11 protein-coding genes, 1 tRNA gene and 1 pseudogene are annotated in these 14,737 nt (G+C 70.7%); 8 read left to right on the top strand and 5 right to left on the bottom strand.

All coding sequences use genetic code 11. The annotated features are described in order from the left end of the window. Nucleotides 1-31: 31 nt before the first annotated feature. The 4 genes and pseudogenes from ACIRU3_RS33350 to ACIRU3_RS33335 form a co-directional block, all read left to right on the top strand. A pseudogene (locus tag ACIRU3_RS33350) lies at nucleotides 32-433 on the top strand (DUF501 domain-containing protein); the annotation flags it as partial. Nucleotides 434-661: 228 nt separating this feature from the next. After that, nucleotides 662-1,594, top strand: a complete 933-nt coding sequence (locus tag ACIRU3_RS33345; RefSeq protein WP_404064420.1) for an exopolyphosphatase — start codon at nucleotides 662-664, stop codon at nucleotides 1,592-1,594. A 445-nt stretch (nucleotides 1,595-2,039) separates the two neighbouring features. Further along, nucleotides 2,040-3,419 carry an NAD(P)/FAD-dependent oxidoreductase gene (locus ACIRU3_RS33340; protein ID WP_404064350.1) on the top strand — a complete coding sequence of 460 codons (1,380 nt, stop codon included), beginning with the start codon at nucleotides 2,040-2,042 and terminating at the stop codon, nucleotides 3,417-3,419. A 165-nt stretch (nucleotides 3,420-3,584) separates the two neighbouring features. Continuing rightward, complete coding sequence (locus tag ACIRU3_RS33335; RefSeq protein WP_404064347.1) at nucleotides 3,585-4,370, top strand: hypothetical protein; 786 nt, start codon at nucleotides 3,585-3,587, stop codon at nucleotides 4,368-4,370. 13 nt (nucleotides 4,371-4,383) lie between these two features. Here ACIRU3_RS33335 and ACIRU3_RS33330 read toward each other — a convergent pair whose 3' ends face one another. After that, nucleotides 4,384-5,010 (bottom strand): hypothetical protein, encoded by a 627-nt coding sequence (locus ACIRU3_RS33330; RefSeq protein WP_404064344.1) that lies wholly within the window; start codon nucleotides 5,008-5,010, stop codon nucleotides 4,384-4,386. 283 nt (nucleotides 5,011-5,293) lie between these two features. Between ACIRU3_RS33330 and ACIRU3_RS33325 the strand changes: the two genes are divergently transcribed. After that, nucleotides 5,294-6,592, top strand: coding sequence for a class I SAM-dependent methyltransferase (locus tag ACIRU3_RS33325; RefSeq protein ID WP_404064341.1), 1,299 nt, complete (start codon nucleotides 5,294-5,296; stop codon nucleotides 6,590-6,592). 58 nt (nucleotides 6,593-6,650) lie between these two features. On the opposite strand, the gene ACIRU3_RS33320 is transcribed toward ACIRU3_RS33325, so the two are convergent. Both ACIRU3_RS33320 and ACIRU3_RS33315 read right to left on the bottom strand, forming a co-directional pair. After that, nucleotides 6,651-9,179, bottom strand: coding sequence for an ABC transporter permease (locus tag ACIRU3_RS33320; protein WP_404064338.1), 2,529 nt, complete (start codon nucleotides 9,177-9,179; stop codon nucleotides 6,651-6,653). Next, entirely contained in the window at nucleotides 9,179-9,949 is a 771-nt protein-coding gene (locus ACIRU3_RS33315) for an ABC transporter ATP-binding protein (RefSeq protein WP_404064335.1), read from the bottom strand. Before ACIRU3_RS33315 ends, ACIRU3_RS33320 begins: the two co-directional genes overlap by 1 nt. Before the next feature lie 393 nt (nucleotides 9,950-10,342). Here ACIRU3_RS33315 and ACIRU3_RS33310 point away from each other — a divergent pair. Further along, a tRNA-Leu gene (locus tag ACIRU3_RS33310) sits at nucleotides 10,343-10,426 on the top strand. Nucleotides 10,427-10,467: 41 nt separating this feature from the next. On the opposite strand, the gene ACIRU3_RS33305 is transcribed toward ACIRU3_RS33310, so the two are convergent. Then, nucleotides 10,468-11,373, bottom strand: a complete 906-nt coding sequence (locus ACIRU3_RS33305) for an NmrA family NAD(P)-binding protein (RefSeq protein WP_404064332.1) — start codon at nucleotides 11,371-11,373, stop codon at nucleotides 10,468-10,470. Then, the gene (locus tag ACIRU3_RS33300; protein WP_404064330.1) at nucleotides 11,333-12,577 is read right to left on the bottom strand and encodes a hypothetical protein; all 1,245 of its coding nucleotides are present in this window, start codon (nucleotides 12,575-12,577) and stop codon (nucleotides 11,333-11,335) included. The genes ACIRU3_RS33305 and ACIRU3_RS33300 overlap by 41 nt, the downstream gene beginning before the upstream one ends. A gap of 312 nt (nucleotides 12,578-12,889) precedes the next feature. Here ACIRU3_RS33300 and ACIRU3_RS33295 point away from each other — a divergent pair, with 312 nt between their 5' ends. Together ACIRU3_RS33295 and ACIRU3_RS33290 are read left to right on the top strand one after the other, a co-directional pair. After that, nucleotides 12,890-13,342, top strand: a complete 453-nt coding sequence (locus ACIRU3_RS33295; RefSeq protein ID WP_404064328.1) for a MarR family winged helix-turn-helix transcriptional regulator — start codon at nucleotides 12,890-12,892, stop codon at nucleotides 13,340-13,342. A 182-nt stretch (nucleotides 13,343-13,524) separates the two neighbouring features. Continuing rightward, on the top strand, nucleotides 13,525-14,721 hold the full coding sequence (locus ACIRU3_RS33290) for a 4-hydroxybenzoate 3-monooxygenase (protein WP_404064326.1): 1,197 nt from the start codon (nucleotides 13,525-13,527) through the stop codon (nucleotides 14,719-14,721). Nucleotides 14,722-14,737 lie beyond the last annotated feature (16 nt).

Below are 14,737 nucleotides of genomic sequence, written 5' to 3'. Positions count from 1 at the left end.
GAACCGACAGAAAGCCACTCTGAAAGCAGTCATGGAAACGCCTCCGCCGCCCACTCCGCGCACCGAGCCCACCGACGCGGACGTAGAGGCCTTCAAGCAGCAGCTCGGCCGCCCGCCGCGGGGCCTCAGGGCCATCGCGCACCGCTGCCCGTGCGGTCAGCCGGACGTCGTGGAGACGGCACCTCGCCTGCCCGACGGCACGCCGTTCCCGACGACGTACTACCTGACGTGCCCGCGCGCCGCCTCGGCGATCGGCACGCTGGAGGCGAACGGCGTCATGAAGGAGATGACGGAGCGGCTGCAGAGCGACCCCGAGCTGGCCGCCGCCTACCGGGCCGCGCACGAGGACTACATCCGGCGCCGGGACGAGATCGAGGTCCTGGAGGGCTTCCCGAGCGCGGGCGGCATGCCGGACCGGGTGAAGTGCCTGCACGTCCTGGTCGGCCACTCGCTGGCCGCGGGCCCGGGGGTGAACCCGCTCGGCGACGAGGCCATCGCGATGCTGCCCGAGTGGTGGCGGAAGGGACCGTGCGTGCAGCCGCTCGAGGCGCCCGACCCGGCGGACGAGCACCCGGGCGAGGAGGGCACGGTCCTCGACCCCGCCGAGACGCGCAGCGGGTTCTTCGCCTACAAGCCGCTGGTCACCGACGGCTTCTCGCGGGTGGCGGCCGTGGACTGCGGAACGAACTCCATCCGGCTGCTCGTGGCCGACGTGAACCCGGCCACCGGTGAGCTGCTGGAACTGGACCGGCGCATGACGATCGTGCGGCTCGGCCAGGACGTGGACCGCACCGGACGGCTGGCGCCCGAGGCGCTTCAGCGGACGTTCGCGGCGTGCCGTGAGTACGCGGCCCTCATCCGCGAACTGGGCGCCACGAAGGTGCGGTTCGTGGCGACGTCGGCCTCCCGGGACGCGTCCAACCGGGACGAGTTCGTGCGCGGCATCGTGGACATCCTGGGCGTCGAGCCCGAGGTCATCACCGGCGACCGGGAGGCCGAGTTCTCCTTCACCGGTGCCACGAAGGAGCTCAGGGGCCGCGACGACCTCGCCAAGCCCTACCTGGTGGTGGACATCGGCGGCGGCTCCACCGAGTTCGTCGTCGGCGACGACCACGTACGGGCCGCGCGGTCCGTGGACATCGGCTGCGTGCGGATGACCGAACGTCACCTGGTGCACGACGGCAAGGTGAGCGACCCGCCCACCGAGGAGCAGATCGCCGCCGTGCGCGCCGACATCGAGGCCGCCCTGGACCTCGCCGAGGAGACGGTCCCGCTGCGCGAGGCGCACACTCTGGTCGGCCTCGCCGGCTCGGTCACCACCGTGTCCGCGATCGCCCAGGACCTGCCCGACTACGACTCCGAGCGCATCCACCACTCCCGTATCTCCCGGGAGCGCGTCCGCGAGATCACCGAGCGGCTGCTGCGCTCCACGCACGCCGAGCGCGCGGCGATCCCGTCCATGCACCCGGGCCGGGTCGACGTCATCGGCGCGGGCGCCCTCGTCCTGCTCGCGATCATGGAGCGGATCGGGGCCGAGGAGGTCGTCGTCAGCGAGCACGACATCCTCGACGGCATCGCGTGGTCCGTGGCCTAGGTCTCCTTTGTTACTGGACGGTAGCCCGCGGCTGAGCAGTCCGGATAACGTATGAGCGCTGTTGCGGGGCGGTCAGCGAGCCGCTCCGCGACACCCCGCCGGAAAACTTCGTGAAGTTCTTCACAAGGAATTGGGCTCTGTCGGGCGATCCGAGGGTCCCTGTTGGCCCGTCCGGGGGCTCAACGGGCCCTGGAGCACGCTCGCGAGCGCCTCGCGCGGGTGCCGTGCGAAGGCGTTCCGGACGGTCCGGGCGAGTGGCTCACGGGGTGTCCCGGAGCCCGGAGGGGCAGCTCACGCGCCCTTGACAACGGGTCGAACCGCCCCGCGGTTCCCGTTCCGTGTCATGACCTGTGTCACGCGGGCCGCGGAGTTTAGCACAGGGCCTGTCAGACCTTGTGAAGGGGCGCACGAGCACCCCTCCGAGGGCGGGTGGATACTCGATGGCATGAGCACCACGGAGCGTCCCAGGATCCTCGTAGTAGGCGGTGGGTACGTAGGCCTGTACGCAGCTCGGCGCATCCAGAAGAAGATGCGCTACGGAGAGGCGACCGTCACGGTCGTCGACCCCCGGTCGTACATGACCTACCAGCCCTTCCTCCCCGAAGCCGCCGCCGGCAACATCTCTCCCCGGCACGTCGTCGTCCCGCTGCGACGCGTGCTGCCGAAGGCGGAGGTCCTCACCGGCCGGGTCACCACCATCGACCAGGACCGCAAGGTCGCCACGATCGCCCCGCTCGTGGGCGAGGCGTACGAGCTGCCCTTCGACTACCTGGTCATCGCGATGGGCGCGGTCTCCCGCACCTTCCCGATCCCCGGCCTCGCCGAGCAGGGCATCGGCATGAAGGGCATCGAGGAGTCCATCGGCCTGCGCAACCACGTCCTCGAACAGCTGGACAAGGCCGACTCCACGACCGACGAGGAGATCCGCCGCAAGGCGCTCACCTTCGTCTTCATCGGCGGTGGCTTCGCGGGCGCGGAGACCATCGGCGAGGTCGAGGACATGGCCCGGGACGCGGCCAAGTACTACAAGAACGTCTCCCGCGAGGACATGCGCTTCGTCCTCGTCGACGCCGCCGACAAGATCCTCCCCGAGGTCGGCCCCAAGCTCGGCCAGTACGGCAAGGAGCACCTGGAGAGCCGGGGCGTGGAGATCTACCTCTCCACCTCCATGGACTCCTGCGTGGACGGCCACGTGGTGCTGAAGAACGGCCTCGAGGTCGACTCCAACACCATCGTCTGGACCGCCGGCGTGAAGCCGAACCCGGCGCTCGCCCGCTTCGGCCTGCCCCTCGGCCCCCGCGGCCATGTCGACTGCGAGCCGACCCTCCAGGTCAAGGGCACGGACTACATCTGGGCCGCCGGCGACAACGCACAGGTCCCGGACCTCGTCGGCCGCAAGGCGGGCAACGAGAACGCCTGGTGCCCGCCGAACGCCCAGCACGCGCTGCGCCAGGCCAAGGCGCTCGGCGACAACGTGATCTCCGGTATGCGGGGCTTCCCGCAGAAGGACTACTCGCACGCCAACAAGGGCGCGGTGGCCGGTCTCGGCCTCCACAAGGGCGTCGCGATGATCGTCATGGGCAAGATGAAGATCAAGCTCAAGGGCCGCCTCGCCTGGTACATGCACCGTGGCTACCACGGCATGGCGATGCCGACCTTCAACCGCAAGATCCGCGTCTTCGCCGACTGGACCCTCGGCATGTTCCTCAAGCGCGAGGTCGTCTCCCTCGGCGCCATGGAGAACCCGCGCGAGGAGTTCTACGAGGCCGCCAAGCCGGCTCCGGTCGCCGCCGCGAAGACCGAGGAGAAGGCCAAGGCCTCCTGACCTCCGGTCACCCTGTTCAGCCCGAAGGGGCCGCCTGCCATCCGTGGTGCGGGCGGCCCCTTCGGCATGTGCGCGGACCGTCAGGGGCGGCCGATTCCGCTGTCAGTCAGGTGATCTCTGCCCGTGGTGCCACCGCATCGCGGTCGCCGGTGGTACAGGACGGACGTGACCACCCAACCGCCCGGCCCGCCGCCGGGCCCGCCCCCCGGCCCGCCCCCCGGCCCGCCGCCGGGCCCCCTCTACGGGGTACGCGACTCCAGCCCGCCACCTCCCCGGCGTGTCTGGTGGCGCAGGCCTCCCGTGCTGATCGGCGCCGGTGCCGCGGTCGTGGTGGCCGTGGCGCTGGTGATCGTTCTCGGCGGCCGGGACAAGGGGAGCGCGCCCGTCGAGACGGCCGCACAGGCCCGGGACCTCGCGAAACGTGTGACGCTGGCCCCCGCGGACTGGGGTTCCGGCTTTGTGCGCGGCAGTCCCTACGAAACCGATGACGCCACGGAGGCCTTCGCCGACGACAGCTGCGCCCTCGTCTCGCAACCGGCGGTCGACGCGCTGGCCGCCCTGCAGCGCAGTGCCCAGAAGTCGGATCAGACGGTGATCGGCACGTCGATCGTCATCGTCCACCGGGACGACGACGGCGCCGCGGCGGACGTCGCGCGCTACCGCGCGGATGCGCAGCGCTGCCAGACCGAGCGGGACTCCGGGAGCAAGCAGCGGTACGAAGACGTTCGCGACATCGGCATGACGGCGCCGAAGGGCTTCGACGAGGTCACGGTCGAGCAGGGCCGCCGGGTCGTCGACGAAACGGGCCTGAAGACGGACGACTACTACACGCAGATCACCGGCCGCAAAGGGCAGGTCCTGCTGCAGACGTACGTCGCCCGCGCAGGCGGCCAGGGACGGAACAGAGAGGACGCCCTGGGCGCCCTCTCGCTCATGCTGAGCCGCTTGTAGCGGGGATGTCGGGTCAGTAGGACTGGGTGGTGGTGCCGCCCGGCAGCTGGAGACCGTTGAGGAGCTGCATGTAGTCCGCGTCCACGTCCTGCTGGGCGTCCTGGGTGCCCAGGACCACGATCTCGACCATGTGGTCGCCGGCGTCGATGAAACGGACGTGGCCGATGGTGCCGTCAGGGGCGGAGAGCGCGGCGTCGAGGGCGGGCTGGCCGTCGGCCGTGGTGCCCTCCTGGACATCGCTGCTGGTGAGCACGTCGTCGGGGGACTTGGAGTCACTGTTGTAGCCGTCCAGTGCGCTCTGCAGGTTGGCCGCGAGATCCCACGCGCTGCCGTCCGGCGCGTCGAAGACCCCGAAGGCCATGGCTCCGTATTCGGTCGGCACCGTATAGGTACGGCCTTCCACGCCGTTCTCGGAGATCGTCTCCTTCTCGGGCTGTCCGGGAAGCTCGGCCGTGACGCCGCTCGTGTGGTCGGTGGTCGCCGCCCACTGCGCGGCCGAGTCGGCGCCGTGGGCGTCGGTGGCGACGGTGGCGGTCTGCGGGGCCGCGAACGCCGTGCCCGGCAGCATCAGGCCTCCGGTGATCACCGTGGTCGAAGCGGCGAGCAGGGCAACGCGCTGGAACTTGGAGAGACGAGTCATGGCAGTTCACATCCGAAGAGTTTGGGGGGGGAGGGGCGAACGGGATGTTCTGTCATCCATTAGGGCCTTTCGTCCCAGGCCGGGCACGCCCCTGCATATCGGGACTTGACCGGCGCCACCGGTGCCTGCACAATCCCGCCGCACTGGTGCGTCAGGGGTGAAGGATCGGCCATCGTGTCGGCAGGAGCGCGCGGCGGGGAATGACGTCGCCGTGCGGGGTCGTTCCTCTGCAAGCCGGATGGAGACGATCCAGCGGGCCGATTCCTTTCACCGGAGGTGCGCCATGGCCGACGCCGCGTCGCGGCTGAGGAGTCTTGCCGAGCAGATGCTGGGAGTGCCGCTCCCGGTGCGGGTACGGGCCTGGGACGGGTCGCAGGCGGGACCGCCGGATGCGCCGGCCCTCGTCCTGCGCAACCGCCGCGCCCTGCGCCACATGCTGTTCAAGCCGGGTGAGCTGGGCCTCGCCCGCGCCTGGGTCGCCGGAGACCTGGATGTCGAGGGCGACCTGTACGCCGTTCTCGACGCCATGGCCGGGCTGGTGTGGGAGCGCGGGGAGGACGCACCGGGCCTCGTCCAGGCACTGCGCGACCCCCGGGTACGGGCCGCCGGTCGCGGCCTGCTGAAGCTCGCCGGGCCGCCGATCCCGCCCGCCCCACCGCGCGAGGAGGTGCGCCGACGCCGTCATCTGCACACACGCCACAGCGACAAGCGGGCCATCAGCCACCACTACGACGTCGGCAACGACTTCTACGAGACGGTCCTCGGGCCGTCGATGGTCTACTCGTGCGCCTACTGGGAGCCCGTGGAAACAGGTGCCACCCTGGAGTCCGCCCAGCGCGACAAGCTCGAACTCGTCTGCGGCAAACTCGGCCTGAGGGAGGGTCAGCGGCTGCTGGACATCGGCTGCGGCTGGGGCTCGATGGCCATCCACGCGGCCCGTGAGCACGGAGTCGGCGTCGTCGGGGTCACGCTGTCGCAGGAGCAGGCCGCGTACGCCCGCAAACGCGTCGCCGACCAAGGCCTGACCGACCGGGTGGAGATCCGGGTCCAGGACTACCGGGACGTCGCGGACGGGCCCTACGACGCCATCTCGTCCATCGGCATGGCCGAGCACGTCGGCGCCGAACGCTACCTGGAGTACGCGAACAGTCTGTACGCCCTGCTGAAGCCGGGCGGACGGCTGCTCAACCACCAGATCGCCCGCCGCCCGCAGCACGACGAAACGGCGTACGAGACCGACCGGTTCATCGACGCCTACGTCTTCCCGGACGGAGAACTCGCCCCGATCGGCACCACCGTCACCCAGCTGGAGCGCGCCGGCTTCGAGGTCCGGGACGTGGAGTCGATCCGCGAGCACTACGCGCGCACCCTGCGCCAGTGGGTCGCCAACCTGGAAGCCGGCTGGGACCGCGCGGCCCGCCTCACCAGTCCCGGCCGCGCCCGCGTCTGGCGGCTGTACATGGCCGCGTCCGCGCTCGCCTTCGAGCGCAACCGCATCGGCGTCAACCAGGTCCTGGCGGTCCGCACCCCGCAGTCCGGCGCCTCCGGGCTCCCGCTGCGCACCCGTACCTGGAACCCCTGACACGGCGAAGGGCCCCGTTCCGGTCGCGGAACGGGGCCCCGGGCGTCCTGGGGCAGGGCTACTCGGCCTTGATCGCGGCCAGCATGTTCAGCCGGGCCGCGCGCCGGGCCGGCCACAGCGCGGCCAGGATGCCGACCGTCGCCGCCAGCAGCAGGAAGACCGCCATCCGGCCCCAGGGCAGGACCAGTTCGTACGTCGGCATCTTCGTGCCCAGCAGCTCGCCCGCCGCCCAGCCGAAGAACACGCCCAGACCGATGCCGAGCACGCCGCCGAACAGGGAGATCACCAGGGACTCCAGGCGGACCATCCGCTTGACGGCCTTGCGGTCCAGGCCGATCGCGCGGAGCATGCCGATCTCCTGTGAGCGCTCGAACACCGACATGGCCAGGGTGTTGATGACGCCGAGGACCGCGACGATCACCGCCATGCCGAGCAGGCCGTAGAGCATGTTCAGCATCATCGTGAACATCTGTGCGATGTCGTTGGAGATGTCCTGCTTGTCCTGAACCTTGATCGCCGGGTTGGAGCCGAGGGACTTCTCCAGCTTGTCCTTGGCCGCGTCGGAGGCGCCGTCCGCCGTCTTGACCATGACCTGCATGTCGGACGGATCGCTCAGGTGCGGGGTGAGGGTCCGGTTGTCGAGCATGATCCCGTTGAGCATGTCGTTGCCCTCGTAGACCCCGGCCACGGTCAGCTTCTGCGACTTGCCGTCCTCGTAGTGGACGGTGAATTGCGAACCGGTCTTCCAGCCGAACGACTTGGCCCGGTCCTGGTCGACGACGACCTGTGTGCCACCGACCGTGAAGGAGCCGTCGTCCACCTTGAGGTCGGTCAGCTTGCCGATGGCCGAGCCGTTCACGCCGGTCAGGAACTCGGTCTGGCCGTCGATGCGGGATTCGGCGTTGCGCAGCGGGCTGCTGGCGGTGACGTCGGTGTCGGCGGCGATCTTCTTCGCCACTCCGGGGGAGAGCGGGCCGCGGTTGGCCATGGACACGACGTAGTCGGCGCGGATCGCCGAGCTTGCCATCTTGTCGATCGCCGTCTGCAGGCTGCCAGCCATCACCGTCATACCGGTGATCAGGGTCAGACCGATCATCAGGGCGGACGCCGTGGCCGCCGTACGGCGCGGGTTGCGCACCGAGTTCTGCCGGGCCAGCTTGCCCGAGACACCGAACACGCGCAGCACCGGGGCGGCGGCCGCGATCAGCGGGCGGGACAGCAGCGGGGTCAGGACGAACACACCGATGATGAGCAGGACCGCGCCCATCCCCATCAGGCCCTGGCCGGTGTCGGCGTTCATCGAGGTGGCCGAGAGGATCACCGCGACGCCGGCCGCCGAGAACAGCGCGCCGAACGTGTTGCGCAGCACCAGCGACTTGGTGGTCGCCTTGGCGTGCACGCTGCTCATCGCCGCCACCGGCGGGATCTTCGCGGCCCGGCGGCCGGGCAGCCAGGCGGCCAGCACAGTGATCACGATGCCCACCGCGAGCGCGGCGACCACGGTGCCCGGCGTGATCACCAGCGGCCCGTCGGGCATGCTCGCGCCGAACGAGCCCAGCAGCGTCCGCAGCCCGGCCCCGATGCCGATGCCGGCGACCAGACCGGTCGCACCGGCGACCGTGCCCACCACGAACGCCTCGATCAGCACCGAGCGGGTGACCTGCCGGCGGGAGGCGCCGACCGCCCGCATCAGGGCCAGTTCCCTGGTGCGCTGGGCGACCAGCATGGTGAAGGTGTTGGCGATGATGAACGTGCCGACGAACAGGGAGATGCCGGCGAACACCAGCAGGCCCTGCTTCAGACCGCTCATCGACGAGGAGATCATCCGCGCCTGGTCGTCGGCGAGCTGCCGGCCGGTGGTGGTCTCCACGAGCCGGGACGGCAGGGTCTTGTCCAGGGCGGACTTGAGCGCGCTCTGGCCGGTACCGGCCGCCGCCTTCACGTCGATCTCGTCGTACGTGCCCTTCTTGCCGAACAGCTGCTGCGCGGTCGGCGTGTCGAACAGGGCGAGGCTGCCGCCCGCGGCCACGTTGCCGTCGTCGGTGGTGAAGATGCCACTGACGCGCGGGGTGAGCACCGGGCCGTTCACGGACATGCGCACGGTGTCGCCGACCTTGTAGCCCGCGCGCTCGGCGGTCTTGGAGTCGATCAGCACCTCGTCCTTGCCGCGCGGCGCGTGGCCGTCGGTGAGGGGATACCGGGCGTCCTTGGTGCCCCAGTAGTTGCCGCCCTCGGACTGCCAGCCGCCGCCGATCAGCTTGCCGTCCTTGTCGGCGAGTGCGGTGAAGCCGGTGACGACACCGGTGGCGGAGGCGGCGCCCGGGGCCTTCGTGGCCCTGTCGAGCAGCGCCTGGGTCAGCTCGGGGGTCTTGCCGACCCGGTCGCCCTCGGAGTCCTGGTACTTGGCCCGGACGGCGACGTCGACCTGGTCGAAGCCCTTGGCGGAACTGTTCTGGTAGGCGTCGGAGATGGTGTTGGTGAAGACCAGGGTCCCGGACACGAACGCCACACCGAGCATGACGGCGAGCACGGTCATCAGGAGCCGGGCCTTGTGCGCGAGTACGTTGCGCAGCGCGGTGCGGAACATCAGCTGGTACGGCCCTTCGCGTCGAACTGCTTCATGAGGTCGAGCACGGAGTCCGCCGTGGGGCCGTGGATCTCGTCCACGATCCGGCCGTCGGCGAGGAAGACCACGCGGTCCGCGTAGGCCGCCGCCACCGGGTCGTGGGTCACCATGACCACCGTCTGGCCCAGCTCGCGCACGGAGTTGCGCAGGAAGCCCAGCACCTCGGCGCCGGAGCGCGAGTCGAGGTTTCCGGTCGGCTCGTCACCGAAGATGATGTCGGGCTTGGAGGCGAGCGCGCGGGCGACGGCGACCCGCTGCTGCTGGCCGCCGGACAGCTGCGAGGGCCGGTGGGTGAGCCGCCCGGACAGGCCGACCATCTGGATGACCTGGTCCAGCCACGCCTTGTCGGCCTTCCGGCCCGCGATGTCCATCGGAAGGGTGATGTTCTCCAGCGCGGTCAGCGTCGGCAGCAGGTTGAACGCCTGGAAGATGAAGCCGATCTTGTCCCGGCGCAACTTGGTGAGCTGCTTGTCCTTCAGCGAGCCCAGCTCGGTCTCGCCGATGCGCACGGATCCCGAGGAGAAGTTGTCCAGGCCCGCCACGCAGTGCATCAGCGTGGACTTGCCGGAACCGGAGGGGCCCATGATCGCGGTGAACTCGGCCTGCCGGAAGTCGACGGAGACCCGGTCCAGGGCGACCACCCGGGTCTCGCCCTGCCCGTAGATCTTCGACAGCTCCGTGGCGCGTGCGGCCACGGCCGTGGTTCGGCCGGCGGTGGGTGTGGTGGTCACGGGAGGGTGCTCCTGTCGGGACGACGACTGTTCGTGGGGACTGATCCATCGTCCAGGCGTCAGCGGCCCGTGTAGTCAGTCGCTGTTCCCGTTCCTGAGGGCGACTCCGGTCGGACGGAGCGGGCCCGAGTCATACCTGGGGAGGACGGGCGACCCTGAGACCCTCCATGGTCCAGAACAGGTGGGCCGCCCTCGTTCGGTAGGTGAAATTCCGTCATTCCGCGTACGCGCGTGCCCACGCCACGTCACGCTGTTGGCAAGTGCGGATGGCCCGTTCCATGGGCTGATGCACCCTCAGACGTCAATAAAATAAGACAACATCGGGCCGTCCCTTCCGCTGTTCGAGGGATGCGTCCCGATAGGCTCGGACACTCGAAGCGGAGCCCATGGCCTGCCCGGATGGTGGAATGCAGACACGGCGAGCTTAAACCTCGCTGCCCCTTCGCGGGCGTGCCGGTTCAAGTCCGGCTCCGGGCACTTTCCGCCCCTCCAGCACAGGCTGCGAGTCACTCTCGGGCTCAGCCCAGGTAGAGGTCCTTGCGAGCGGCCACGAACACCTCGACCGACTGGGCGGGCACACCCGTGATCCGTTCGACGTCGTCGGACGCCCGGTCGTAGCGGTTCTCGCGGTGCAGCCGGGCCATCGTGGCGATGTGCTGTTCGGTGTGCGGCGGCAGACCCACCTTCGCGAGCACCTCGTTTCGCCACCGGTCCAGCGGCACGTCCACGTAGGTCACCGGACGCCCCAGTGCCCGCGAGAACTCCCCGGCCATCTCCGTCATGTCGAGGGTACGGGGCCCGGTCAGCTCGTAGGCCTTCCCGACGTGCGGTGCCGGGTCGCGGAGCACGGTGGCGACCACCCGGGCGACGTCCTCCGCGGCGATCGGTGAAGTGCGCCCGGTGCCGAACGGCAGCGCGATCGTGCCGTTCGCCCGGATCGACCGTGCGGCCACCGTGGTGAACAGCGGATTGTCCAGGAACGACGTCGGCCGGATGTGCACCACCGGCAGTCCCGACCAGTTCAGCACCTGCTCGGCCAGCCAGTGCAGCCGTTGCTGGTGCGACTCCGCGGTACTGGTGGCGGTCATCTGCGAGACGGTCATCTGGGACATGCCGACCAGGCCGTCCAGTTCCCCGTGCTCCCGGGCCACGCTGGCCACCACGGTGGCCGCCAGCAGATGGTCCGGTGAGACGGGCATCGCGAAGTACATGCTCCGGACACCCTTCAGGGCGGCCGCGACGGTCTCGGGCCGGGTCAGATCGCCGAGGACGACGTCCGCGCCGAGCGCCCGCAGCTCAGCGGCACGCTCGTCGTCGCGGCGCACCATCACGCGCACGGGCACGTCCTGCGCGCGCAGTTGCTCCAGCGCGGTGCGGCCGACGTCACCGGCGTTGGCGATGAGAACGGGGTTGCTGGAAACCATCGTTCGATCTCCTTCTGGACGGCCGAGTCGGGGGTGTGGGGTGATCGCACCCGCGTGAGGGGGTGGATCGACCTGTGCCGTGGTGTGCGGCGGCCGCTTCCCAACTTATGGAGGCCGGCGGGGTTCCGCCCATCGGCGGGCGGTGGCCGGGACTCCGGGTCAGCTCGCGGCGGCGCGACGCTGCGTCAGGCGGTGCCGCAGGCCGACCAGGAGTGCGGCGACGACGGCCCACAGCGCGAGCGTGATCAGGGGGGCCTGTGGTGTGCGCGCCGTCGAAGTAGCTCAGGCCGGTGATGGCGCGGACGGCCGCGCCCGGTGGCAGCAGCGCCGAGACGGCGCGGGCCCCGGCGGGCAGCAGATCCGCGCCGATGGTGGCGCCGCTGGTGGCATTGCCGACGGTGAGGAGCACGAGCGTGGCGACCGGGATCCCGACCGGACCGAGGTAGGTGCCGAGCAGCTTGGTGGTGAAGGCGGCCGCACCCGCCAGCAGGCCGAGCGTGAAGATCAGCGAAACGAGGGGGGCCGGTACCGCCCCCAGAAGGGGTCCGGCGATGACCGCGGCGACCGTGCCGATGGCCACGGAGGCGCCGCCGAGCAGCCAGAACCGGTGCCGCAGGCGCAGGTGACCGGCCAGGCCGAGGGCGTTCGAGCCGAGCACGAAGCCGGCCAGTGTCACCCCGAAGGCCATGTAGAAGCCGGCCAGACCCCGGGTGTCGAAGCGGGTCAGGGGGACGACGTCGTCGACGGTGACGTGCTCGCCCGCGCCGCGCGCGTAGGCACCGACGAGGGTCTTGACCGCCGAGGTGGTCGACGTGCCGTCGGCTCCCGCGATCTGAAGGCGCAGCCGGTCCGGGCCGTCGGCGCTGAGCGCGGCGACGGCGTCATGGTGCTCCACCGCCTGGCGTGCGGTCGCGGCGTCGGCGGCGGGGTGGACCTCCACGCTGTCGCCGAGCGCCTGGCGGATCTCGTCCGGAAGGTGGGGCGCGGCGACGGCGATGGGTATCTGGTGCGGTTGGGGGCTGCGCTGCAGGCCGACGTAGCAGCTGACGAAGGCCGCCGCGACGATCAGGGCGATCAGGGCCGGCTGGAGCCAGGTCCGCACGGGCGGCCGGCGGCGGGCGGCCCGGCCCGGCCCGGGGGAGCGCTCGGTGGCTGCGGAGGGTGTCTGGCCAGGCTCGGGAGCGGATCGGACCGGGGTTTCCATGACGGGGCTTTCTGGATTGGGGGGAGGAGGCGTGCGGTGCGGCTGGATGCCGTGCGGGGGCATGCCGAGGGTGGGCGGCACCGGTAATTAGGAGCATATGCTCCTATCTGTGGGGCGGCAAGCCCGCCCCGTGGAGCGGGGGGTCTCGGCCGAAGAGGAGTCGAGCGGAAAAGTCCACACCGCGACCGCGACCACGACCGCTGATCTGCGGCGCCCTCCGGCCATCCCCGGCGGGACGGCCGCCCGGGACCGCCCGCAGGTGCGATTAGGAGCATAAGCTCATATCGTGTAGGGGAATTTCCGGAGGAGACCATGCCCCCTACGCCGACGAACATCGCAGGTCTGTGCAACAACCTGGCGCTGCGCAAGGCGGCCCGCTATCTCGGTGCGACCTACGACAAGGCCCTGGCCCCGGTCGGTCTCCGTGCCACGCAGTTCAGCATCCTGCAGAGGCTCAGCGCGCACGGAGAGACGACGATCACCACGCTCGCCGACATGATCGCCATGGACCGTACGACGATGGCCTCGAACCTCAAGCCGCTCGCGCGCGAGGGTCTGGTGACCGTCGAGACGTCGGCGGCCGACCGGCGCGCACGGATCGCCGCCATCACGCCGGACGGCGCCGCCCGGCTGAAGGAGGCTCTCCCGCTGTGGAGGGCCGTGCAGGCCGAGTTCGAGGAGAGCTTCGGCGCCGAGGAGGCGGCTCGGCTGCGCGCGTCCCTGGAAGCCGTCCTCGACACCGGCTTCCAGCCCTGGTCCGAGTAGGCGAGTGGGTGCGGCTCTTTCGGTGCGGTTCTCCGCGTCCGGCCGCGGGCCCGGGTCGCCGCTGACGTCCGCCGCGCGACCGTTGACAGCAGACGTTCGCGGCCGGAGACTCGCGTTCCAGATGGTGAAGGAAACTTCACCTGGCGAACAGCGAACGGCGCTCACTCGGAAGGACACGACCGATGCGCACCACTGTCGGCATCATCGGAGCCGGCCCCGCCGGACTCCTCCTCGCGCGGCTGCTGCATGCGGCCGGCATCGACTCCGTCGTCCTGGAGAGCCGTGACCGCGCCTACGTCGAGCACCGGCAGCGGGCCGGGATCCTGGAGCAGGGCACGGTGGACGTGCTGCGCGCGGCCGGTGCCGGGCGGCGCATGGACCGGGAGGGGCTGCGGCACGACGGGATCGAGCTGCGGTTCGCCGGGCAGCGGCACCGCGTGGACTTCCCTGGGCTGACCGGCGGTCGGTCGGTGACGGTGTACGCCCAGACGGAGGTCTGCAAGGACCTCATCGCCCTCCAGTTGGAGGAGGGCGGCCCGCTGCTGTTCGAGGCGGAGGCGCTCGCCGTCGAGGGGGCCGAGGGCGGCCGGCCGCGGGTGCCCTTCCGGTATCAGGGGCGCGAGGACGTGCTGGAGTGCGAGTACGTGGTCGGGTGCGACGGATTCTGGGGTGTGTCCCGGAAGGCCTTCCCGGCCGCCGCCTCCCGGGTGTTCGAGCGGTCGTACCCCTACGCCTGGCTCGGCGTCCTCGCCGACGTCGCCCCCTCGCACGACGAACTCGTCTACGCCCGCCACGACCGCGGCTTCGCCCTCCTGTCCATGCGGTCCCCGTCCGTCTCCCGCCTCTACCTCCAGGTGCCCGCCGGGACCGAGGCCGGGGAATGGGGCGACGAGGAGATGTGGGCCGAACTGGAACGGCGCCTGGAGACCGACGACGCCTGGACGCTGGACCGCGGCCCGATCACCCAGAAGTCCGTCACGCCCATGCGGTCCTTCGTGCACGAGCCGATGCGCCACGGCCGGCTCTTCCTCGCCGGCGACGCCGCCCACATCGTGCCGCCCACGGGCGCCAAGGGACTGAACCTGGCCGTCGGTGACGTCGTGACCTTCGTACGGGCGCTCGTCCACGAGCGGGAGACCGGCTCCCCGGACCTCCTCGACACCTACTCCGCCACCTGCCTGCACCGTGTCTGGCAGGCCGAGCGGTTCTCCTACGACATGACGACCCTGCTGCACCGCGCCCCGGACGCCACCGTGTTCGACGGCCGCCTCCAGTTGGCCCGGCTGGAACGCATCGCCTCCTCCCGCGCGGCCGAGACCGACCTGGCCGAGGCCTACACCGGCTTCCCCCTGGACCGCCCCGCCCGTGGCCGGGAATGAGCCCTGCGCGTAGCGT

Source organism: Streptomyces sp. NPDC101151, assembly GCF_044768335.1.
Classification (GTDB): domain Bacteria; phylum Actinomycetota; class Actinomycetes; order Streptomycetales; family Streptomycetaceae; genus Streptomyces.
Note: the sequence above shows the minus strand (reverse complement) of the source record. Positions and strands in the feature narration are given on the sequence as shown.